Origin of the sequence: Asaia sp. SF2.1, assembly GCF_000505765.1 — a bacterium.
In the GTDB taxonomy this organism is placed as follows: Bacteria; Pseudomonadota; Alphaproteobacteria; order Acetobacterales; family Acetobacteraceae; genus Asaia; species Asaia bogorensis.
This window is the reverse complement of sequence record NZ_AYXS01000001.1, coordinates 135,029-157,601: the sequence shown is the minus strand read 5'-3', so window position 1 is coordinate 157,601 and position 22,573 is coordinate 135,029. Positions and strand designations below refer to the sequence as shown.

Sequence of the window (22,573 nt, the reverse complement as noted above, 5' to 3'; positions counted from 1 at the left end):
TAAAAGCTCGATAAGATATATTATGCCAACTCGCAAATCAACTCATGGGCTGGAGGTCTGAGGTTGCAGCGCCGCGCGCGTGGATTTTGCCCCTATGTCGTCTGCGCGACAGCCCATCGCGCCGGCGTTCCATCCGCCGACGCGTTGCTTGGGTGTTTTCAGGCCAAGGCGTAGCTGCCCAGTTCAGCGCCGGTCTGGCTATCAACTTCCTTCAGGATGACACCATAGCCCCAGAGCTGGCCAAGATGCTCCAGCGTCAGCCTTGCATCCGTAGGTTGCAACAGCTTTCCCGGTCGCGTGCGATGCTCAAGCCGCAGGATACGATCTCCAGTGAGATCGGCCCCTACGATCTCGATCTCCTCAGCAAGCAGACCGGGATCGTAGGATGCGGCCACGGAGCGACGTATGTCTCGATATCCGCCGTCATCATGAATTGCGTCGACCAGCAGATAAGGCTGGCTTAGATCATCCTCCAGTCTGAACAAGCGGAAGTCACGGATCACCTTGGGTGAGAGGAATTGCTGCACAAAGCTTTCGTCCCGATATTCAGCCCAGGCGTGATGAAGCGTGCCCACAGGGTCCTTGTTTCCTGCATGATCGGGAAACCAGCGTCGATCCTCCTCTGTCGGGTCAGTACAGACGCGTGCGATATCGCTCATCATGGCAAAGCCAAGGGCGTAAGGGTTGAAGTTCGGCCCTCCCCCCTCATCGAAGCCGCGCTGGGTGATCACATTGCTTGTTGAATGGATGACTTCCAATATAGCCGCGTCATCGATCAGTTTCTTGTCATGCAGGCGATGCATAATGAAATTATGTACCCAGGTTGCGCACCCCTCATTCATGAGCTTCGCCTGAGGTTGCGGATAGAAATATTGGGCGATCAGGCGCACAATGCGGATAATCTCGCGCTCCCAGTTTGCCAGTCGCGGCGCGTGCTTTTCGAGGAAATAGAGAATGTTCTCTTCAGGCAGGCCAAGGCTTGCCATCTGATCGTCTGTGGTACCGCTCCCCGTGTTCAGGCCCTGCGTCTCTGGCAGCGTGCGCCACAGATCGTTGAACTGCTCATCCTCGTAGGCGCGCCTTTCACGCGCGCGTTCCTGCTCCTGTCGCAAATCAAGGCGCTTGCTGCCTGTATGGCGGTCAACCCCTTGCCCCTGCAGGGCATGGGCCGCATCCAGAATACGCTCGACAGCCTTGATGCCGTATTTTTCCTCGCAGCGCGCCACGTAGCCACGCGCAAACTCCAGATAGTCCAGGATCTGGGTTGAATCGGTCCACTCTCGGAAAAGCCGATTGTTCTTGAAGAAATGGTTATGCCCGAATGCCGCATGGGCGATAACGAGCGCCTGCATGGTGGCCGTATTTTCTTCCATCAGATAGCTGATGCATGGGCTCGAATTGATGACGACCTCGTAAGCGAGACCCATCAGGCCGCGCTTATAGGCGTTCTCGTGCGATACGAAGCGTTTACCCGCCGACCAGTGCGGGTAGCTGATCGGCATACCGTGCGAGGTATAGACATCAAGCATCTGCTCTGAGGTGATGATCTCGATACGATTGGGATACGTGTCGAGCCGTAATTCCTCGCTCGCAATACGGTCGATCTCGCCGTAGCAATCCCTGAGCGTCGAAAATGTCCAGTCGGTGCCGGTATAGAGCATGATTACTCCCCTGCCCGTTCGGCCGCACGACGGGCGAACAGATCTCTGAAAACCGGAAAGATATCGCGCCTGTCCTGAACCTGACGCATGGCGAGTTGTGGCGTGCTGTCAGCGATATTTTTGTAACCACGCCATAAATCGGTTTCACTGCGCAGTAACGCACCGCCCATACTGACTTCGACATAGGCAAAGTACTGCACGACAGGCAATATTGCCTCGATCATCAGGCGGTTGACCTTGTTCATGTCTGACGAAATATTATCCCCGTCCGAAACCTGGGCGACATAGATATTCCATTTGTCAGTCGGGTACCGCTCAGCCTGGATCTGATGCATCAGTTCCAGCGCGGTGGAGACAACCGTGCCGCCTGTCCGAGGATCGGTAAAGAACACGTCCTCATCGACTTCTTCGGCAGTTTCGGCATGGCGAACGAAGACGATCTCAAGCTTCTCGTATCGCTTTTCGAGAAAGACATGCAGCAGGAGGAAGAACTGCTTGCCCAGCTCCTTCATCTTCTCGGTCATGGAGCCGGAGACATCCATGATGCAGAATATCACGGCCTGTGGGGTGGGTTTCGGGACAGGGGTGAAACGCCGATAGCGCAGGTCGACTGGATCGACCCAGGGAATACGTGCGAGGCGTTGGCGCAAAAGGTCGCGCTCGTCACGCAGGCCTTGCAACCGCACGAACTGCTCGTCGGAAAGAGGACGCGCCTCCTCCAGCGCGGCGATTTCGGCTTCGAGGTCAAGTAACTCCTGCGGCTTGGGACGTTTGAGGCCTATGCGTCGCCCCATTGATCGGCGCATGGTGCGACCGAGATCGATCTGTGAGGGCGAGCCGTCGCTTGTGAGGCCGGACCGGCTGGTTGCGAGCGTTGTTGTCGAGGCAATCTCGCGCTTGACGAGATCCGGGAGTTCCAGATCGTCGAAAAACAGATCAAGAAACTCCTCGCGTGAGAGAACGAAGCGGTAGGAATCCTCGCCGCCGCCCTGATCGCCCGCACCACTTCCCTCACCCGCGCCCTCGCCTTCACCACCCGGCGGCCGGCGCAGCCTGTCTCCCTTTACGAACTCCTTGTTGCCTGAAAGCACGATATGGCGGGCACCGGCGCTGAAATGCCGATGAAAGCTCGGCTCGTGGAGGACATCGGCCGGGATCGACACCGCACTGTCCTGGCCTATTTCTCGTATGCGGCCCTGTGCCGCGGCATTGCGTACGGCGCTCTGTATCGCCTGGCGCGCCCTTGTCAGGACGCGCTGGCGGTTTTCGGTGTTCTTGCCGTGCGGGTTCGGGCGCCTGTCTATGATTTCCATGAAACGCTCCGTGAAAGAGAGATCAGGCAGACTGCTTGACGCGCATGTACCACTCGACCAGTCGCCGCACCTGACGTTCGGTATAGCCGCGTGCGACCATGCGGCTGACAAACTCGTCATGTTTGCGCTCGCTCGTGCTGTCCTTCTTCGAGCCGAAGCTGATGACCGGCAGCAGATCCTCGACCTGACTGAACATGCGTTTTTCGATCACATCACGAATTTTCTCGTAGCTGGTCCAGGACGGATTGCGGCCGCCATTGCTCGCCCTCGATCGCAGGGAGAACTTGACCACCTCATTGCGGAAATCCTTCGGGTTCGCGATGCCGGCTGCCTTTTCAGTCTTGCTGAGCTCCGCGTTGAGCAGATCGCGGTTCATCAACTGGCCTGTGTCAGGGTCCTTGAAGTCCTGATCCTCGATCCAGGCATCCGCGTAATCGAGATAGCGGTCAAAAAGATTCTGGCCGTAATCATTGTAGCTTTCCAGATAGGCTTTCTGGATTTCATTACCGAGGAATTCGGCGTAGCGCCGTGACAGATCGGATTTGAGCGAGGCCAGATAGGCCGCCTCGACCTCAGCCGGGAATTGCTCGCGTCGCACGGCCTGTTCGAGCACATACATCAGATGTACCGGATCAGCCGAAATCTCAGAAGGGTCATGGTTGAACGTAGCGGACAGGACCTTGTAGGCGAAACGCGTGGAGATGCCCTCCATGCCTTCATCCACACCGGCACTATCCTTGTATTCCTGCATGGCGCGGGCCTTGGGGTCGGTCTCGCGGATGTTCTCACCATCATAGACGCGCATCTTTGCGAACTGCGTCGAGTTGGGGTGGGATTTCAGCCGCGAAAGTACCGCAAACTGCGCCAGCATCTCGAGAGTGTGCGGCGCGCAGGGGGGCGTCGCCCAGAGCTGAAGACTGGATCAGCTTCTCGTAGATTTTCGACTCTTCGGTCACCCGCAGGCAGTAAGGCACCTTGATAACGCATACGCGGTCGAGAAAGGCCTCGTTGGTGCGGTTATTGCGGAAGGACTGCCACTCCGCCTCGTTGGAATGAGCAAGGATGACGCCGGTGAAGGGTATCGAACCGATATTCTCCGTGCCGACATAATTCCCTTCCTGCGTTGCCGTGAGCAACGGGTGCAGCATCTTGATGGGCGCCTTGAACATCTCGACGAATTCGAGAATGCCCTGATTGGCGCGGTTGAGCCCACCGGAGAAACTATAGGCGTCAGGGTCGTTCTGGCTGAAATTTTCGAGCTGGCGGATATCTACCTTGCCGACCAGGGCGGAGACATCCTGGTTGTTGTCGTCACCGGGCTCGGTCTTGGCGACAGCGATCTGGCGCAGCTTCGACGGGTTGAGGCGCACCACGGTAAAGCGTGAGATATCGCCGTCGAAATCCTCCAGTCGCTTCAGTGCCCAGGGGCTTGCGATGCCCGTCAGGACACGGCGGGGAATATTGTACTGCGCCTGAAGCGAGTCCGCGTAGCGCTCCGGGTCGAACAGACCAAGAGGGCTCTCGAACACAGGGCTGATCTGCTTGCCTGCCTTGAGCACATAAATGGGCTCACGTTCCATGAGGGTCTTGAGGCGTTCGCCAAGCGAAGACTTGCCGCCACCCACCGGGCCAAGGAGGTAGAGAATCTGTTTGCGCTCTTCCAGCCCCTGCGCGGCATGACGGAAGAACCCGACAATCTGTTCGACCGCGTCCTCCATGCCATAGAAATCGGCAAAGGCCGGATAGGTGCGCACAGTGCGGTTCATGAAAATACGGCTGAGACGCGGGTCGCGTGCTGAGTCGAGCATGACCGGTGCGCCAATCGCCTTCAGCATGCGCTCGGCGGCGCTGGCATAGCAGCTGGGGTCTTCACGGCAGAGAGACAGATAGGAAGCCAGTGACATCTCTGTTTCCCGGCGTTCCTCACGGTAAGAAGAGGCCAGCGTAAAGACGTCCGAGAATGCACTCATGACTCGTATGCTCCGATGAGGCCTGCCACTAAGCCGGGGGCGAAAAGGTCACACCCACCGATAGGAAATCAGGCGATAAGTCGGGAAGTCAGGCTTTGAGAGACGACAAAGGGTGCGGAAGCATGAAATGCTCCAACATGGTCAGGAACTGGCCGGAATGACCGGATTTGAGGGGAATTCTCGCTATGAAAATTGGTACCGGACTCACCCGATATGCTGACGCTATCGCGATGTAGAGCCGCGCTTCAACAAAAAAACGGTTAATCGAAGAAATATTTAAACCGTGAGAACCATGCCATCATAGCCGGGCTCCATGCCGTCGGGCAGACGTTGGCGGAGTGTCTCGTAATCGAGCGCAGGTCCCATATGGGTCAGGATTGTGCGCTCAGGTTTCAGCCGTGCACACCATTCGATAACCAGATCAACCCAGGCATGAGCGACATGGGGCTCATACTGGAAACACCCGACAATCCAGGTTTTTACGCCTATGAGAACCTCTAGTGATTCCTCGCTCAGATACTCGACATCGGTCGAATAGGCGAAATCGCCGCAGCGCAGGCCGATCGTCGGAATACGGTAATGGCGCTGCTCGAAGAGCTGCAAATCGAGATCGCAGATTGCCAGCCTGTCGGTGGGGGTGATCAGATGCGGCTCCGGCACAGGGCGGAAGAACCCGGTACCGCTCCAGGGCCGGAAGGCATAGCTGTAGCGCGCCTCAAGCTCGTGCATGACCGTATCGGTAGCATAGAGCGGAAGCGGTGCATCGAGCATGCGATTGATGGCGCGGAGTTCATCCAGCCCGGCCACATGATCCGCATGTTCGTGGGTGTAGAGAACGGCATGGACCACGCCGATTTTCTGGCGCAGGAGCTGGGCGCGCAGATCGGGTCCTGAATCCACCAGCAAACGCTTGCCGCTCTCGGCCTCGATGACGATGGAGGAGCGCGTTCGCTCGTTGCGGGGATTAGTGGGGTCGCAGGCGCCCCAGATCCCCTCACCCTGTGCGCCGCCAACCATGGGGACGCCGCTGGAACCACCACAACCGAGGATCGTGATTCTCATGCGGCGCGCTTGAACAAGGCGTGGAAGTTACGTGTGGTGAGTTCGGCCAGAGCGGTATTCTCTAAGCCGCGTTCCATCGCCAGCCGCGCAGCAGTGTGGGCCACGTAGCCCGGCGTGTTAGGCTTACCGCGTTTTGGCACAGGCGCAAGGAATGGGCTGTCGGTCTCCACCAGCAGTCGCTCCTCAGGTATGACGCGTGCAACCTCGCGGATGGTCTCGCATTTGGGGAAGGTCAACAGCCCTGAAAAGCTGATATAGCCCCCCAGATCGATGGCCGTCCGGGCCAGTTCCATTCCTGAGGCAAAGCAGTGGAGCAGAAAGGGGAAAGCCCCTTTCTCATGTTCGTCACGCAGAATGGCCGCGACATCATCATCGGCCTCCCTGGCATGGATCACCAGCGGCAGCCCGGTCTGGCGGGCGGCATCGATATGAACCCGGAAGCTATGGGCCTGCGCGTCGCGCACCGACGGCGCGCCATGCAGGTAATCCAGCCCTGACTCTCCAATGCCGATGACATGCTCCGGCGCGGCGAGACGGATGATCGTCCCGACCTCGGGGGAGGCTTCCTCACCCACATGGTCGGGATGGGTGCCGATCGCGCACCAGACCCGTAATTCGGGCGTGTCAAAACGGGTGAGGTCGATTTGCGTCTGCGCCCGTGAGAGGCGCGTGCCAATCGTCACCATGCCTGCCAGTCCGTGCTCACGGGCCAGTGCCAACGCGGCAGGCACGTCGTCCAGACGGTCCAGATGGCAATGGGAGTCGATCAGGCCTGTCATGGGTTGGACCGTCACGCTGCAATCTCGGGCTCGACATAGCGGGGGAACAGACCCTGTGGCGCGGGCAGCGCAATACCGGCATCGAGCGGTGTGGCAAGGGAGGCGAAATCGCGTGCAGTCTCAGCGACACCAAGCTGTGTGAGCAGCTTGTCCATGGTCCCCGGCATATAGGGCTGCAGCAGGATGGCAATATGGCGCATGGCCTCATGCAAAACACGCAGAACCGTGGCCATGCGCACGAGATCGGTCTTCTTCAGCGCCCACGGGGCCTGACGGTCGATATAGCTGTTGCAGGCACGGATAACTTTCCAGACCTCTTCCAGCCCGTCAGTCAGGGCGAAGCGTCCCATCTGACCGCGCAGGAGTTCGGGCAGCAGCGATGCACTGGCCAGAAGCGTGTTGTCATCTTCGCTAAGTGCGTCAAAGGCAGGCAATGTGGCGTCGCAATTCCGCGCGATCAGGCTCAGTGTGCGCTGGGCCAGATTGCCGAGATCATTGGCGAGTTCCACATTCAGGCGATTGACCAAGGAGCGCTTGCTGAGATCGGAATCACCACCGAACGGGACTTCGCGCAGCAGGAAGAAGCGCACAGGGTCGAGGCCATAGCTGGCCACCAGATCACGCGGGTCGATGACATTGCCGATCGACTTGCTCATTTTTTCGCCCTCGATCGTCCACCAGCCATTGGCGAAAACCGAATGCGGAAGGTCGATCTCGGCAGCCATGAGGAAGGCGGGCCAGAACACGGCGTGGAAGCGGATGATATCCTTGCCGACGATATGTGCCGAGGCCGGCCAGTATTTCATGCGCTCAGCGCTGAAATCGGGATAGCCGAGCGCCGAGAGGTAGTTGGTCAGGGCGTCGAACCAGACATACATGACATGATCGGCATCACCAGGGACCGGGATACCCCATTTGAAGCTGGTGCGGCTGATGGAGAGATCCTTCAGCCCCTGACGGACGAAACTGACGATCTCGTTGCGTCGTCCCATCGGGCCAAGAAATTCGGGGTGTTGCTCATAGAGCGCCAGCAGCCTGTCTTCGAACGCGGAGAGACGGAAGAAATAGGAAGGTTCGCGCACCCACTCGACGGGCGCACCCGTCGGGGCTGTCTTGCGGCCATCCGCATGCGTTGTCAGCTCGTCCTCAGAATAGAAGCACTCGTCGCGCAGCGCGTACCAGCCCTCATAGGCATCGAGATAGATATGACCATTTGCGGCGACTTTTTCCCACAATGCCTGAGCGGCCTGCTTATGGCGCGGTTCGGTAGTGCGGATGAAATCGTCATAGGAAATGCCCATCGCATCCGCCATGCTGCGGAAATCGGCTGCGATGCCATCCGTAAAGCTCTGGGTATCGATACCGGCAGTCTGGGCGGCCTGTTCCACCTTCTGTCCGTGTTCGTCCGTACCGGTCAGGAAAAACACGTCCTTGCCATCCAGACGGTTGAACCGCGCAAGCACGTCGGCAGCGATGGAAGTGTAGGCGTGGCCGATATGGGGTGCGCCATTCACGTAGTAGATGGGGGTGGTGACGTAGTAACGTGAGGTCATGGAGCACTCGCTATGGCGGCTGCCTGTCTGACAGCCTGATTCTTGTCCAGATTGAACCGCTCGGTCTCGCGCTGTAGCGCCTGAAGGGCGGAGAAAGCCTCGGCGGCCTGGCTGGCCTCGGCAAGCTTCCCCTGCCCCGCCAGTGTTCTGGCGCGGTCTGCAAGCCCCTGTCCTAGCAAAGAACAGAGCACGGCAAAACCGTCATCGTGACGCAGGAAAGCAGCTAGACTGTCTGCATCGGGTGTTTCGCCGGTCGCCAAAAGCGCCGTGGCGAGATCGCGCGCCGCTCTGTCTGTGCCCTGATCGGCAGAAAGGATGCGGCCAGGCGCACCATGCGCCTGCGCGACAAGGGTCTGGAGTTCGGCAACGCTTCTGCCCTGCGCCCTGAGCACGGCGGCCGTCTGCTCGGCCGGCAACGGGGCCAGCCCCAGCAGACGGCAGCGGCTTCTGATGGTGGGCAACAAAGCCGAGGGTGAAGGACAGGTCAGAAAAAATACCGTATCGGTGGGCGGTTCCTCAAGCAGCTTGAGCAGCGCATTGGCCGCGTTGCGGTTGAGGGTTTCGGCGGCATCGACAATGACGACGCGCCAGGAGCCGTCCGCAGCCGTATGATGCAGAAAATCCTGCACGGGGCGGACGTCATCCACCACAATTTCCTGACGCATGCGCTTGCGCTTTTCGTCCATGCGCCGGGTGATCAGCAAAAGATTAGGATGGGTGCCTGCTGTAATCTGTCGTCCGGCACGGCTCTGCCGATCCGTACCATTCAGCAGCACTCTGGCGCAGTCGAAGGCAAAGCTTGTCTTGCCGATGCCTGAATCGCCATGAATCATCCATCCATGATGCAGGCGACCGGATTCCAGCGCCTGCCGGAACAGGGCTTTCTCCGCCTCATGCCCGATCAGGGCACTCGCAGCCGGGTTCTCAGCGCCGCTCATGAACCGCAGGGTGGCGTGTCGATGGGTAAGCCGATCAAACGAGGCGCGACAATGGCCATAATCCCGGCAGCGACCTCTTTGGGTGTCTGCGAGGCATCGACCCGTTTGACCCGGTCTGGATCCTGTTGGGCGACCAGCGCAAAACCCTCGGCAATACGGGTGTGGAAGGCTTCCTGTTCCTGCTCGTAGCGGTCCAGCCGCCCGCCCCTTGCAGCCACACGGGCAGCCCCGATTGCCGGGGGAACTTCGAGCATCAGGGTCAGATCCGGCTCGCAGGCCAGCAGGGCCCGCAGGGACTGGATGAACGCAAGCGTGGTGCTATCGCCCTTGGCAAGACCATAGCCCTGATAGACAAGGGTTGAGTCATGAAAGCGATCGCAGATCACGATCTCACCCCGCGACAAGGCGGGAAGGATGACGCTGTCGAGATGATCGGCACGCGCCGCCATATGCGCCAGAGCCTGCGCCCGCAGGGAAAGAGGCGCCTCGTTGAACAGGATCAGTTCACGCAGGGCCTCGGCACCCGGCGAGCCACCGGGCTCGCGGGTGAGAAGTACTTCATGCCCTGCGGCAATCAGCGCCGCGTGCAAGAGGCGGGTCTGGGTGGATTTCCCCGCCCCTTCTCCGCCCTCGAAGGTGATGAACAGCCCGCTCACGCCTCAGCTATGGGGCGCGGCTTTGGGGCCATGGCCCAGTCGTGCAAGGGCCCGGCCCACCAGCCCGAGGCGCGGCACGGCATTGGCGGCGACGAGATCGAGGCGGATATCCGGCATTCCCTGATTCTGGAGCACAAGCGCACCGATCGTCTGTCCGGCCATGACAGGGGCAATGGCGGGTGACGGATATTCCACGCTGATCTTGCTGCGCTGCTGCCAGCCATGAGGCAGGGTCAGCACGATATCACGGGTACCGACAAGCGCGACCTCGGCGGCCTCGCCCATATAGACCGGCATATGATCGACCACCTGACCATGATGGAACAGGGTGACGTTCTCGAAATTGGCGAAGGCCCAGCCAAGAAGGCGCTCGCCCTCATGAGCGCGCTCATTCATGGAAGACGTGCCGTTGATGGTCATGATGATGCGACGGCCATCACGCTTGGAGCTGGCGCACAGACCATAGCCGCCAGCATCGGTGTGGCCGGTCTTGAGACCGTCTGCCAGACCTTTGTCCACCAGGACGTTACGATTGCCCTGCTTGATATTGTTGTACGTGAATTCTGTCGCGGAGAAGAGATGGTAATATTCGGGGTAGTCACGGATCAGGTGCATCGCGACGCGGCTGACATCACGAGCGCTCATATACTGCGACTCATCCGGCAGGCCGGTGCAGTTCATGAAGTGAGTGTTGGTCATGCCAAGCTTGGCGGCCGTCTGATTCATCAGATTGACGAACTGCTCTTCCGACCCGGCAATGCCTTCAGCCAATACGATACAGGCATCATTGCCGGACTGAATGACCATGCCTTCAATCAGATCCGAGACGGTTACGCTCTGGCCCAGAGGCACGAACATCTTCGAGCCCTGTGTGCGCCATGCCTTCTCACTGACCGGCAGAGACTGGGTCAGGCTAAGATGGCCCGCCCGGATCATGCCGAACGTGATATAGGCGGTCATCATCTTGGTGAGAGAGGATGGCGGCATGTGCTCGTCCGCTGCTTTTTCCAGCAGGGTTGCGCCCGTATCGAAATCGATGATGCAGGCCCAGCGCGCTACGGTGTCGAGCGGGCCGATCGGCGTGGATGCCGGTGTGGCCGTGCTGGCTGTGGCAGCATTGGGGGTGGCTGCCGCCGCAGCGCTGGACGCTACCTTGCCACGTCGCGGGCGCGCGAAAGCAAACTGACTTGAAACGGCTAACCCAGCCGCACCCGAGAGCAGAAAACGTCTTGTCCGCACGTCAACACCTTACCTGGCCACAATATGCGCGCCCGTGCCACCGCATTGGCGCGCCTGGGCTAATGCCCTGTCCGCCTCGGATACAGCGGTGAAGGGGCCCAACGCAACCGTCCACGGCAATGATCCCGCCACACCCGCCGTCTGGCTGATGTCAGCGCCACATTGTTCAGCCACACGTGCAGCCGCTGCATGCCCCGAGAAACTGCCAAGAATCACACGGTAATAGGGCATCTGGGCCTGTCCCTGCATGACCGTTTGCGGCATGTCGGGCACATAAAGCGTCTGGCGTCCGGCCTCACGGTCGTTCTGTTTCATGCCAAGTGTCTGGGTTGTGCCATCGTCGAGAGACTGCGCCGTGATGGCCTCGCGTGGAGCTGCGCTGATTTCGAGTTTCGGTGCATTCGGATTGGAATCGGCAATCTGGCGGCTCATGGCCTCGTCCTGAACGATCTCGACCGGCGTCGGGGTTGTACCCATGCCAAGAAGGGTCGCCACGCGCGGCGTGACGGCGAGCACCCGTGCCGCGCTTGATGGCCCGCGATCATTCAGCCTGATCCTGACCATGCGGCCATTGGCAAGATTGCGCACCGTGACCACAGACGGAAGCTGAAGCGTCTGATGCGCGCCCGTCATGGCATTGGCTGACCAGATTTCGCCATCTGCCGTAACGCCCCCTTTGGGCGCAGTGGCAATTACTGCAAGGCCTGTCTCGTTGAGATTGAAATGCTCGGCAGGATAAAACCAGCTGTCACTCCCCTGCCAAGCAGTGCCCACCATGTAATGCGGTGCGGCCTGTCTTGGCGTTTCATGATGGTGGCACCCTGCGAGCCCGATTGTCGCGACCAGAAACGCCGCGCGGCCCTTAAGCGACCGCATAGCCGAGCAATCCAACGCCGAGAGCATAGAAATCGGACGGGTTATAGCGCCGGATCACATCGAAATTGCGATAGACCATGAAGGCGTCCGTGCCGGGACCATCAGGGCGAATGACAGCGCCCGTTACATCACTGCGCGAGAAGGCGGACCCATCTTCGCGGCGCACACCAAGCGCCATCCATGAGGCAAGCGTCTGCTTGTTGCCTCGTCCAAGCTGCCCCTGCGGGATATCCTTTGTGAGCGTCACGGCCTGTCCCCAGGGGGCGTCGGGCTCCCAGCCGCTGCCATGCAGATAATTGGCAACAGAGGCGAATACATCCTGCTCGCTGGTCCAGATATTGCGTCTGCCATCATGGTCGGCATCAACGGCGTAGTGCAGATAGGCGCTAGGCATGAATTGCGGCTGCCCCATTGCCCCTGCGTAAGAGCCGAGCATCGCTTCTGGCTGAATGTCGCCATGATCGAGAATCTGGAGCGCCTTGAACAGCTCGCCACGGAAGAAGCTGGCGCGCCTGCCGTCATAAGCGAGTGTCGCGAGCGCATCGATGACCGAGAATGTACCGATCTTGCGACCGAAACCTGATTCCAGCCCCCAGATGCCGACGATGACCCGTGGATCGACCCCGTACATCTTGCCTGTGGCTTCAAGCATCTGCGCACGCTGCTGATAAGCGGCCTGCCCCTGGCTGATGCGTGTCGTGCTGATCACACGTTCGCGATACTGCGCCCAGGTCAGGGTAAATTCCGGTTGATGCCGGTCAAGCTTGATAACGCGCGCATTGGGCTCGCGTGTCAGGGCGAAGGCACGCGACAGAGTCGAGGCGGCGATTCCCTTACCGATGGCCTCGCTGCGCAGAGTGTCGAGAAACGCGGCATAACTGCTGCCCGATGCAGCGGAAGTAGCCTGCTTATGAACATGGGCACTCCCTTTGTGCCCAAGCGTTCCGGCAAGGCTGGTCCCGTACAGGCAGGGGGCGGCCGCTGTCGCGGCCAGTATAGAGCGTCGGGTAAGCACCAGTGTCATCCTTGCCTATTTATTTTCCAGAGGGTGCCACCCCCGGTTCAGCTCAGGGATGAAGCTTTCGACCCTCGGCAGCACCATGCATGATGAAGTGCAGGAATGGATTGATCGTCAAGGGAATGTCCGGGTTCGCAGCAATATATTCAGCGACGCTGAAATGGCCATTGGGGTCGCGGCCCTCGAGATAGCCATGCGTCATGAAGTGCTCGACCGCGTCCAGACCGCAGGCTCCGACATCGGGATACGCGGCGAGATACCAGTTGGCATCGAAGTAAAGAGCCTCGGCAGGATACCCGCAACCTGAAGGTTCGGCTGGCTCGGCTACCGGGGCTGGCGACGTTACCGGAGCTTCGTCCGCCACCGGTGCAGCGACCTCGGAAACCTGATCGAGCAGGTCAGTCGCGGTAGAGGGCGTCTTGACGCCTGCCTGGGCAGAAGCAGAGGTGTCTGTCTGATTCTTCTTACGGGTGGTGGTCGTCCGGGACCGGGCTGCTTTTGCCAAGAGAGAATCCCCCAAAATAAAATATCGCTACGCGCGTTGAGCGCTTTTGATGGCGGGAGGCGTATTTCCCGCCAATGCCTTGCAACATGGTCCGGATATCAGCCTAGTATTGGCTCATCGCCGGAGTGATCGTTAATGATCGTTTCCTGTTTACCGTTTCGTAACCATTCTGGATGATTTCGCACCGGGACAGTCAAAACATGAGGCAGCTTCTATGACGCGGTTATCCTGTGGTCCAGTGACAAACTGCATAGAAATCATAGGTTTGCAGAGTATTACAAAACGATAATGATGAAATTCAATATGTTTGCAAAATATTGCCCGTGGATTGTCAGTATGTTGACCGCACAAGTCCTGAATTTTGACACGGGATTCGCGGTGATTCTCTTGAGATCCAGCAGATACTTCTCCGTTATATCGTCTTTTCTGTTAACCGATCATTATCGAGCCGTGAGGTCTTTAACGCATGAAGTCTGAACAGAGCGGTGTGTCCGTCAATCTGCTCGATGTCGCGCGCGAGGCCGGTGTCTCACGCGCGACGGCCTCACTCGTGCTGCGCAACAGCCCACTGGTTGCCGCGGCGACGCGCGAAAAGGTCCAGGCCGCCATGCATAGCCTTGGCTACATCTACAATCGTGGCGCAGCCAATCTGAGGCAGAACCGCACGGGAACCATCGGCCTTGTGCTGTCAAATATCGCCAATCCATTCTTCAGCACGCTGACTGCAGGCGTGGAGGAGGTAAATGACGCGCAAGAGATCGTGTCATTCATCGCCAATAGCGGTGAGTCGCCGGAACGACAGGCGAAGCAGATCCAGCGCTTGCGTGAACACAACATCGACGGCCTGATCATCTGCCCGGCGATCGGCAGTGATTCCGCATTGATAGCGGAGCTGGACCGGCTCGGCCTGCCCTTTGTTCAGGTATTGCGTGAGGTGCCTGGCGCCCAGCGTGACTACGTGACAGTCGATTATGCTGCCGGGATCGATGCGGCCCTCGCCTATCTCGTCGACACAGGGCGGAGGCGGGTGGTTTATGTGGGGAATATGGAAACGCATTCCGCAGCTCTGGCGCGCGTACAGGGATTCCATGAGGCGGCGGCGCGCCTGGGTCTGTTGGATGTGGCGATCATCGATGGCACGCGTGACAGCCGTTACGATGAGCGTAAGGTTGATGCTCTTCTGGACTCTCCTGGACCGCCAGAAGCTGCCATCTGCTACAATGACATCATGGCGCTCGCGCTGATAAATCAGCTCCGTCGGCGCGGTGTCGTGGTGGGCAACCATGTAGGAAGCGGTTTTGCCGTGATCGGCATGGATGATCTTCCCGCAGCTTCTGCCTCTTATCCCGCGCTGACCACGATCGCCACGATGCCACGGCTGGTCGGGGCTGCTGCGGCGCGCCTCCTTCAAAAGCGGATGACACGACCTGCGCGGCGCGAGGAAAAGCAAGTCATCGCGCCGGAGCTGATTTTGCGTGAAAGCGCGTGATCAGCCAGGTCCGATCGTGTCAGCGATTTAACGCCGCATCACAGATCATTGATAGATGTGTCACATTTAAGGTGTGACTTTTGTTTCGAAAAAGCGTTCAACAGTCATTACAGAATTGTAAGTTCCACAAAAGTCTCCTCCATCCCCGCGGTTAAGCCTCCGAGATCGTCTGATGATTTTCTTTTGGATCGATCTAAATGGTATCGCGGCGGTCGATGGAGTGAAGCAAGGCGGTATGTGATGATTTTATTCCATCTTACGTCGAGCCTCGTTCAGCGCCCCGGCGATGACCTCCACATTGTGTCTCCTCACAATGCGGAGAAAGTCTGATGGTGAGTCTGGCTCTTCAGCGAAACAGCGCAACGGTCGCCATGCGTTCTCCCCAAACCGAGGCCAACGACGCGCTTCGCCCCGAGATGTCGCCGCAGGAACTACGCCGTGCCGCCTGGACATGCTCGATTGGCAGCGCGATGGAGTACTATGACTTTGCGCTCTATAGCCTCGCCTCTGCCCTGATCTTCGCCCCGCTCTTTTTCCCGAGCAATATTCCCGGCCTCGGTCTGGTGGCGAGCTTCGCCACCTATTTTATCGGTTTTGCGGTGCGTCCTCTAGGCGGGATCTTCTTTGGTCGTCTGGGCGATCGCTACGGTCGCAAGCGCGTATTGCTGCTCACTGTCACGCTGATGGGGCTTGCCAGCGCCTTTATCGGCCTTATCCCGACTTACAAGAGCATCGGCATCATGGCGCCCCTTCTGCTCGTTTTCCTGCGTATGGCGCAGGGCTTCGGCGCGGGCGCGGAGCAGGCAGGGGCTGCCGTCATGATGACCGAGTGTGCCCCGCGCAAGCGTCGTGGCTACTACGCGGCCCTGCCCTTTCTAGGCATCCAGATCGGGACGGTCGCGGCCGGGCTCATCTATTATGCCATGCTGACCGGTGTCCCGGATATCACCCAGACCATGCTCTGGCGTGTTCCCTTTGTCGGCAGTGCTGTCCTGCTTCTCATCGCGCTTTACATGCGCATGAGGCTCAAGGAGTCACCGACTTTCGCCAAGATCAAGGAAGATGAGCGTCATGACGAGACCGGCTCGCTGCGTGAGACGCTGACGGCCTCATGGCGGCCGATTTTGGCGGGAATGGGTTTACGCATGGCCGAAAACGGGGGCTCGTCGATCTATCAGGTGCTCGCGATCAGCTATCTCGTGCACACAATAGGCATGAACAGCCAGTGGGGCACCCTGGTCCTGATTGGCGCAGCACTTGTGGGCGGAGTGACCATCCCCGTTGCAGGGTGGTTGAGTGATCGCTTGGGGCGTGTGCGTGTCTATCGTGGTTTCGCGCTGCTTCAGGCCGTCAGCGCCCTGCCTGTCTGGTATGTATTCAGTCAGGGCCACCCTATACCCTCGGCGATCGCCCTGTCCTTCGCGCTCGGGGTAGCAACCTGGGGAATGTTCGGCACGCAAGGGGCCCTGCTGCCCGAAATGTTCGGGCTGCGCCATCGCTACACGGCTGTCTCGTTCACACGCGAATTCTCTTCCGTCATCGCGGGTGGCGTGTCGCCAATGGTCGGGCAATTTCTCATCGCGATGTTCGCAAGGTTTCATATTGGCGGCGTCGGGAGTGGCAAATACGCCTGGATCCCGCTGTCCGTCTATGTCGTCTTTCTGGCATGCCTTGCCATCCTCGCGACTTTCTATGTGCCGGAAACCAGAGGACGCGATCTGATGGCGCAGGAAGATGCGCTGTGAAGAGCCTCAGATACGCGATTATGGCCTTCGCATGGGCTGTTGTGAGTCCGTGCCTCATCGCACCGCATAGTGTTTACCTTCATGATCGATCGGGAGTTTCCGCATGATCACGCTCGACCTCGCACCTCCCGGTGAGATCTCCCTTGTCTGCGATACGGCGTCAGCTGCTGTGCGTCTGTTGAGTGGTCGCCATACACGCGCCCCGCTGCAGGCGCTGGACGACAGCGAGGTTCCACGGACAGAGGACGACGCCTATCGCATACAGGACGCTGTTGCTGCTGCTCTGATTGTTGATCAGGGCAACATCATGGGCTGGAAAGTTGGCGCGCCCTCGCCCACCGGGCTTCCGTTCGCAGCGCCTTTGCATGAAGCGACCCTCTTTAACGGCGATACGACGCTGGCACCGGGTCTGTGTCGTCATCGCGGGGTGGAAGCGGAAATCGTCTATCGTCTCGGCCGTGACCTGCCATGGCGCGACCAGCCCTGGTCGCTTGGCGAGGTGATGGACGCCATCGACAGTGTCCATACCGCCATCGAGATCATCGACACACGTTTTGTGCGGCCCGGCTCCCAGCCACGGCTCGTGCATCTGGCTGATCAGGCGAGCCACGGCGCACTTGTTATCGGCCAAGGCGCGAAGGCGTGGCAACGTCTCAGCCCTTTTTGCGATACGGTTCGCCTCGCCTTCAGTGATGGTCGTGTGATCGAGCATATCGGGGGCAATTCGGCGGGCGATCCGCGTCGTTTGCTGGTCTGGCTGGCCAATCACGCAATGGACAGAGGTATCCCCCTTATGGCGGGCTGCATGATCACAACGGGATCGATGACCGACACCATTTTCGTCCCACCGGGCATGACGGCCACGGCAAGGATCGCCCATCTTCCCCCCGTTACGGTCGAGTTACCCTGAACGACGTGCTGACATCGGCTCACCAGGCACAAATTAACCCGTCAATCGGGTCGGACCCAGACTTTCTTCCAGAGATAGGACATTCCCGTGAAACCTCATATCCTTCTTATCGAACCCATGATGCCATTTGTGGAAGCCGAGCTTGAGCAAGGCTACGTGCTTCATCGCTGGAATGGTGAGACGCTTCCTTCGGGCGTATCGATACGCGGGGTGGTGACCGGCGGCGGTACGGGGCTGCCTCGCAAGCTGATGGACGCGCTGCCCGATCTGGAGATCATCACCATTAACGGCATCGGTACGGATGCGGTGGATCTGGTCGAGGCTACGCGCCGCAATATCGCCGTGACCGTCACGCGTGATGTTCTGACCGACGATGTGGCCGATCTCGCGATGACCCTTATACTGTCAGCCCTGCGGGACCTGTTGCCCGGCGATGCGCTGGTGCGACAAGGGCTATGGGGTAGCAAGGGATTGCCGCTATCGCGCAAGGTCAGCGGGGCGAAACTCGGCATTGTGGGCATGGGTCAGGTCGGGCAGGCCATCGCGCGGCGGGCGCAGGCCTTCTCCATGCCGGTTTCGTATTTCAGCCGCAGGGACCTCTCCCTGCCGGGGATTCCGTTCGTGGCAGACCTTAAGGCGCTTGCTGAAGCCAGCGACGTTCTGGTTGTTGCGGCCTCAGGCGGGGCGCAGTCCCGCCATCTGATCAGTGAGGCCATTATCGAGGCTGTCGGGCCGGAGGGGCTTCTGGTGAACGTGGCGCGTGGCAGCGTGGTCGATGAGGAGGCCCTTGTCAGGGCGCTTCAGGACGGGCGGCTTGGCCGCGCCGCGCTCGATGTGTTTGCTGATGAGCCGCGCGTGCCGCAGGCGCTCACGACCATGGGTAACGTCGTGCTGCAACCGCACCGCGCCAGCGCCACCATCGAGACGCGTACCGCTATGGGGCGGCTCGTGCTGGATAATCTGGTGGCTCATTTCGCAGGTACCCCGTTATTGACGCCTGTGTTCCCTGCAACAGTTCCTGCGTCATCGGCGCCTGTAGCGGCACGCGAAGCGGAACCGGCAAGCTAGGCAGCGCCAGACCAGCGCCTGCAACCACGAGGTGAAAAGCCTGCGTGGGGTTGGGCAGCAGGCTGTGTGACCGTGATCTGCGCACGTTGAGGCGCAGGCAAGGATAGACGCTCATGAAAACGAGTTTCTTGCTAAGGACCGCGCCAGTCGCGCGGTCAATGAACCCGCTCGTCCGTCGCGCGGGGCTCCTCCCGGCGGGCCTGGGGTGCGGCCTCTTATGCCTCGCCCTGACCCAGAATGCCTGGGCGCAGTATCGCGGGCCGATCTCTGAAACCGCGCCGCTTTTTGCCCTTGATACACCGACGTCCTATGCCAATACGGCGTTCACGCCCCCGGTTGAAAGCATGGTTCTGCCGTGGGAACGGCTGATTAAGCGCCTCAATCGCACAGGCATTGGCATTGTGGCTGACTATACCAGTGAAAGTGCCATGGTGCTCAATGCCGGACATGCAGGCGACGCGGGCTACGCCCATCAGATTGGCGTTGAGCTTGATCTCGACTGGTCCAGACTTGTGGGGTGGCAAGGGTTCATTACCCATGCAGTCATCGTCAATCGTGCCGGGCATAATCTGGCGTCCGATCTGGGTGAACGCTCGTTGAACGGTTTTCAGGAAATCTATGGCGGCGGCGGCAATGTCGGGGTGCATCTTGTCTATGTGTATGGCACGCAGGATTTGCTGCATAATCGCATGCAGATCGCGCTGGGCAAGATGCCCGTCAATATCGACTTCGCCAATTCGCCCCTGTTCTGCACCTTCATGAACAAATCCAATTGCGGCATCCCGAAATCGCTGACGCGCACAGCCGCGGGCTATGGCACCTATCCGGGCTCGACCTGGGGAACGCGTGTGCGTTACTGGCCGCTGCACGGCATTTATGTCCAGTCGGGATTATACGGCGTCAATCCGTATCTCAATTCCAACCAGTATGACCGCACGGGTTTCCGGATGGGTACAGAGCTCTATACCGGCGTTTACGTGCCAACAGAGATCGGTCTGATCCCGTCTTTTGGCAAAAACCAGCTTGTCGGGCATTACAAGTTTGGCGTTGCCTATGATTCATCGAATTATCGGGATCTCTATTACGACAGCAATATGAATCCCGCTGCCGCATCGGGTCAGCCCTATCGCTGGACCAATGGCAAGACGCAGATATGGTTGCAAGGTGACCAGATGCTCATACGCAATGGCCATGGCCCGTTGCAGGGGCTCTATGCGCTCGCGGGTGCGACGAAAAGCGAGGGCCAGAACAGTGTGTATGACTGGCAGGTCTATGCCGGGATTGTCGATCGCGGGATCATTCCGTCACGTCCGAAAGATACGTTTGGCCTCGAGTGGTCAGAGACCTTCGCCAGTCGCCAGCTTGTGGCGTCACAATGGATACGATACCGGCGCGGACTTCCCCTGCCGGGTTCTGCCACCTACCCGCAGAGCCATCTGATGACGTTCGAGGCGACCTACAGCATCCATGCTTTCCGTGGGTTTTCGATCCAGCCTGACTATCAGCATATCTGGCGCACCAATCTGCAGGCGGACAAACCGCAGGTCGATGCAATCGGCTTCAAGATTCATGCCGTGCTCTGACGGTACGGTTGTGAGGTGACAGAGGGCAGCAAAGCCGTCACCTTCTGCTTATGATGGACGCGCTTATCTTCCGGCTGAAATTCAGGCAGCTCCTGCTTCTGCAGCAGATCAGCCTTGAGCCGTCGCTCAACCGTGCGGCGCGCTCACTCAACCTGTCGCAGCCTACCGCATCCAAGCTGCTGCAGGATATGGAGGATGACCTCGGCGCACAGCTCTTTGAGCGGCATTCCCACGGTCTGACTCCGACTGACGCCGGACGGGTTGCGATACGTCACGCCGAAAAAATTTTGGCTGATCTCGGGCGCCTGCGTGAGGATCTCCAGGCCGTCAAACGCGGGCTGACAGGGACTGTCAGTATTGGCGCGATTGGCGCCGCACTCCATGAAATTGTGACCCCGGTTCTGGCGTCAACAACGCGCAGCCACCCCGAAATCAGTCTTACCCTCAGGGTGACCACCAGCGATGATCTCATGGCCCTTCTGCAATCGGGGCGGATTGATATCGCATTAGGCCGCCCAATGGAGGGTATTGGCCATGATCTCCTCACCATTGAGGAGATATCCGATGAGCCGCTCCTGGTAGTTGCAGGGTGCGACAATATTCTGTTTCAGGCGGAGGCGCTTGACCTTAATGCGCTGATACACCAGCGATGGATCGTACAGATGCAGCCCAGCCCGCTCCGCCGTGCATTCGAGGGAATATTCACGATGGCGCGATTGCCCATGCCCCAGCGCCTGACCGAACTGTCCTCCGTTCTCGCGACGATCGACCTGCTTACGCAATCCGACATGGTCTCGGTACTGCCCCGCTCACTTTTCAGGATGTTCGAAAAGACGGGCATGATTGGCGAATTGCCGGTTTCGCTGCCTGATATCATCGGGCCCTATCATCTCATCCGGATGCGAGACCGTGCCCTGTCACCCGCAGCACAGTTCGTGTGGGACGCTTTACGGGAGCGGGCTATCGGAAAAGCCGATAGCGGCATCGGATAACTCTGATCGACAAGACCATCTGCACCGTCTTTGCTTGGCCGCGTCTGGTGCCGACTCTCAATGTGCCGGACGCATCGTTGCAAGGAATGTGATCATGTCCGCCCCGGTTGAGAACGCCCCCACCCCCCAATCCACAGCAACAGACAATAAATCAGAACACCGCTACAACGCGAAAAACTGGCCGATTGCTGCGGCCATGATCCAGTATCCCGCCGTTCTGGCAGACGGCAGTTCGGTGCAGGATCAACCCACCGAGGGGTGGGCCAAGGCGATATCAGAAGTGTCCCGTGCAGGATTCACGGAAATCGACCCGACAGATAGCTGGCTGCGTGTGGCAGACCTGACGCCAGCACGCCGACGCGAGTTTTTGGCGCTCTGCACCAATGCCGGCCTGACCATCCCTGCAATCTCGACCTCGCGACGCTCCGTGATTGATCCTGACCCGGCGAAGGCCGATGCCTATCTGGCCTATATCCATCGGGTGATCGATGTGGCGCCGGAGATGGGCGCAAGTGAAATCGCGGTAGGCTTCGCAACAGCGCTGAACGATGCCCAGAAGAAGGCACTCTGGTTCTGGACCGCTCAGGGTCATCGCGACCCGGAGGATAAGGCTGTGTGGCAAAAGGCAGTTTCACGTATCCGCGAACTTGCCGACCATGCAGCAAGCGTGGGCGTGACGCTCTCGCTCGAAATGTATGAGGACACCTATCTCGGGACGGCTGAGTCCAGCGTTCGCTTCATCCAGGATGTCGATCACCCGGCCTGCGGGATCAATGCCGATATTGGCAACCTTGTGCGGCTGCATCGTCCGGTCGAGCACTGGCACAGCATGATGGTGAAGCTCGCACCCTATCTGCGCTACTGGCATGTGAAGAACTACTTGCGCACCGAAGATGCGACGACCGGGAGGATCGTTACCGCGCCAGCGCCGATGGAGCAGGGTGTGATCAGCTACCGAGCCGCCATCGCGATGGCGCTCGAGTACGGGTATTCAAGCCCGTTCCTGGTCGAGCATTATGGTGGCGACGGCCTGAGTGTTGCGGCCCGTAATCGCGACTATCTGCGCCAGATCCTGCCGCTCTAGGTTTGGCACAGGGGAACTGGGCCGGTCGGGCGGAATGCTTACGCGCCGGAGTAGCTAATGATCAGCATTGCTTTTCCCTCAGGAGTATCATGTCCATCGCCTTCGGGGCTCGCGCAGAGCTGAATTGAGCAT

18 protein-coding genes and 1 pseudogene are annotated in these 22,573 nt (G+C 59.3%); 7 read left to right on the top strand and 12 right to left on the bottom strand.

Annotated features, from left to right (window positions below; all coding sequences use genetic code 11):
* Nucleotides 1–158 precede the first annotated feature (158 nt).
* From P792_RS21405 to P792_RS37905, 12 genes and pseudogenes are all read right to left on the bottom strand, one after another.
* Entirely contained in the window at nt 159–1,661 is a 1,503-nt protein-coding gene (locus P792_RS21405; RefSeq protein WP_023977294.1) for a SpoVR family protein, read from the bottom strand.
* A 2-nt stretch (nt 1,662–1,663) separates the two neighbouring features.
* On the bottom strand, nt 1,664–2,974 hold the full coding sequence (locus P792_RS21400; protein ID WP_023977293.1) for a YeaH/YhbH family protein: 1,311 nt from the start codon (nt 2,972–2,974) through the stop codon (nt 1,664–1,666).
* A gap of 22 nt (nt 2,975–2,996) precedes the next feature.
* Nucleotides 2,997–4,944, bottom strand: a pseudogene (locus P792_RS21395) (PrkA family serine protein kinase).
* A gap of 276 nt (nt 4,945–5,220) precedes the next feature.
* Nucleotides 5,221–6,006: an MBL fold metallo-hydrolase gene (locus P792_RS21390; RefSeq protein ID WP_023977292.1), complete on the bottom strand. Its 786-nt coding sequence runs from the start codon at nt 6,004–6,006 to the stop codon at nt 5,221–5,223.
* Complete coding sequence (locus tag P792_RS21385; RefSeq protein ID WP_023977291.1) at nt 6,003–6,785, bottom strand: TatD family hydrolase; 783 nt, start codon at nt 6,783–6,785, stop codon at nt 6,003–6,005. Before P792_RS21385 ends, P792_RS21390 begins: the two co-directional genes overlap by 4 nt.
* Nucleotides 6,786–6,796: 11 nt before the next feature.
* The gene (metG, locus tag P792_RS21380; protein WP_023977290.1) at nt 6,797–8,338 is read right to left on the bottom strand and encodes a methionine--tRNA ligase; all 1,542 of its coding nucleotides are present in this window, start codon (nt 8,336–8,338) and stop codon (nt 6,797–6,799) included.
* On the bottom strand, nt 8,335–9,276 hold the full coding sequence (locus P792_RS21375; protein ID WP_031239872.1) for an AAA family ATPase: 942 nt from the start codon (nt 9,274–9,276) through the stop codon (nt 8,335–8,337). Before P792_RS21375 ends, metG begins: the two co-directional genes overlap by 4 nt.
* On the bottom strand, nt 9,273–9,932 hold the full coding sequence (tmk, locus tag P792_RS21370) for a dTMP kinase (protein WP_023977288.1): 660 nt from the start codon (nt 9,930–9,932) through the stop codon (nt 9,273–9,275). The genes P792_RS21375 and tmk overlap by 4 nt, the downstream gene beginning before the upstream one ends.
* A gap of 3 nt (nt 9,933–9,935) precedes the next feature.
* On the bottom strand, nt 9,936–11,171 hold the full coding sequence (locus tag P792_RS21365) for a D-alanyl-D-alanine carboxypeptidase family protein (protein ID WP_023977287.1): 1,236 nt from the start codon (nt 11,169–11,171) through the stop codon (nt 9,936–9,938).
* Between the two features lie 9 nt (nt 11,172–11,180).
* A complete protein-coding gene (locus tag P792_RS21360; protein WP_031239871.1) occupies nt 11,181–12,047 on the bottom strand; it encodes an SPOR domain-containing protein in 867 nt (288 codons plus the stop codon).
* On the bottom strand, nt 12,034–13,071 hold the full coding sequence (locus tag P792_RS21355; RefSeq protein WP_023977285.1) for a lytic transglycosylase domain-containing protein: 1,038 nt from the start codon (nt 13,069–13,071) through the stop codon (nt 12,034–12,036). Before P792_RS21355 ends, P792_RS21360 begins: the two co-directional genes overlap by 14 nt.
* A 43-nt stretch (nt 13,072–13,114) precedes the next feature.
* Nucleotides 13,115–13,570, bottom strand: coding sequence for a hypothetical protein (locus tag P792_RS37905; protein ID WP_023977284.1), 456 nt, complete (start codon nt 13,568–13,570; stop codon nt 13,115–13,117).
* A gap of 466 nt (nt 13,571–14,036) precedes the next feature.
* Between P792_RS37905 and P792_RS0117590 the strand changes: the two genes are divergently transcribed.
* From P792_RS0117590 to P792_RS21325, 7 genes are all read left to right on the top strand, one after another.
* The gene (locus P792_RS0117590) at nt 14,037–15,059 is read left to right on the top strand and encodes a LacI family DNA-binding transcriptional regulator (protein WP_031239868.1); all 1,023 of its coding nucleotides are present in this window, start codon (nt 14,037–14,039) and stop codon (nt 15,057–15,059) included.
* A gap of 371 nt (nt 15,060–15,430) precedes the next feature.
* Nucleotides 15,431–16,804: an MFS transporter gene (locus tag P792_RS21350; protein WP_023977283.1), complete on the top strand. Its 1,374-nt coding sequence runs from the start codon at nt 15,431–15,433 to the stop codon at nt 16,802–16,804.
* A 103-nt stretch (nt 16,805–16,907) separates the two neighbouring features.
* The gene (locus tag P792_RS21345; RefSeq protein ID WP_235075360.1) at nt 16,908–17,714 is read left to right on the top strand and encodes a 2-keto-4-pentenoate hydratase; all 807 of its coding nucleotides are present in this window, start codon (nt 16,908–16,910) and stop codon (nt 17,712–17,714) included.
* Nucleotides 17,715–17,801: 87 nt separating this feature from the next.
* Nucleotides 17,802–18,782, top strand: a complete 981-nt coding sequence (locus P792_RS21340) for a 2-hydroxyacid dehydrogenase (protein ID WP_023977281.1) — start codon at nt 17,802–17,804, stop codon at nt 18,780–18,782.
* Nucleotides 18,783–18,895: 113 nt separating this feature from the next.
* Nucleotides 18,896–20,365, top strand: coding sequence for a carbohydrate porin (locus tag P792_RS21335; protein WP_235075359.1), 1,470 nt, complete (start codon nt 18,896–18,898; stop codon nt 20,363–20,365).
* Nucleotides 20,366–20,415: 50 nt separating this feature from the next.
* A complete protein-coding gene (locus P792_RS21330; RefSeq protein WP_023977279.1) occupies nt 20,416–21,357 on the top strand; it encodes a LysR family transcriptional regulator in 942 nt (313 codons plus the stop codon).
* A 94-nt stretch (nt 21,358–21,451) separates the two neighbouring features.
* On the top strand, nt 21,452–22,441 hold the full coding sequence (locus P792_RS21325) for a sugar phosphate isomerase/epimerase (protein ID WP_023977278.1): 990 nt from the start codon (nt 21,452–21,454) through the stop codon (nt 22,439–22,441).
* The last annotated feature ends 132 nt before the right edge of the window (nt 22,442–22,573 follow it).

Coding starts and splice junctions, on each gene's coding strand:
- P792_RS21405 (WP_023977294.1), bottom strand. CDS start 1,661: ATGCTCTATACCGGCACCGACTGGACATTTTCGACGCTCAGGGATTGC.
- P792_RS21400 (WP_023977293.1), bottom strand. CDS start 2,974: ATGGAAATCATAGACAGGCGCCCGAACCCGCACGGCAAGAACACCGAA.
- P792_RS21390 (WP_023977292.1), bottom strand. CDS start 6,006: ATGAGAATCACGATCCTCGGTTGTGGTGGTTCCAGCGGCGTCCCCATG.
- P792_RS21385 (WP_023977291.1), bottom strand. CDS start 6,785: ATGACAGGCCTGATCGACTCCCATTGCCATCTGGACCGTCTGGACGAC.
- metG (WP_023977290.1), bottom strand. CDS start 8,338: ATGACCTCACGTTACTACGTCACCACCCCCATCTACTACGTGAATGGC.
- P792_RS21375 (WP_031239872.1), bottom strand. CDS start 9,276: ATGAGCGGCGCTGAGAACCCGGCTGCGAGTGCCCTGATCGGGCATGAG.
- P792_RS21360 (WP_031239871.1), bottom strand. CDS start 12,047: ATGCGGTCGCTTAAGGGCCGCGCGGCGTTTCTGGTCGCGACAATCGGG.
- P792_RS21355 (WP_023977285.1), bottom strand. CDS start 13,071: ATGACACTGGTGCTTACCCGACGCTCTATACTGGCCGCGACAGCGGCC.
- P792_RS0117590 (WP_031239868.1), top strand. CDS start 14,037: ATGAAGTCTGAACAGAGCGGTGTGTCCGTCAATCTGCTCGATGTCGCG.
- P792_RS21350 (WP_023977283.1), top strand. CDS start 15,431: ATGCGTTCTCCCCAAACCGAGGCCAACGACGCGCTTCGCCCCGAGATG.
- P792_RS21345 (WP_235075360.1), top strand. CDS start 16,908: ATGATCACGCTCGACCTCGCACCTCCCGGTGAGATCTCCCTTGTCTGC.
- P792_RS21335 (WP_235075359.1), top strand. CDS start 18,896: ATGAAAACGAGTTTCTTGCTAAGGACCGCGCCAGTCGCGCGGTCAATG.
- P792_RS21330 (WP_023977279.1), top strand. CDS start 20,416: ATGATGGACGCGCTTATCTTCCGGCTGAAATTCAGGCAGCTCCTGCTT.
- P792_RS21325 (WP_023977278.1), top strand. CDS start 21,452: ATGTCCGCCCCGGTTGAGAACGCCCCCACCCCCCAATCCACAGCAACA.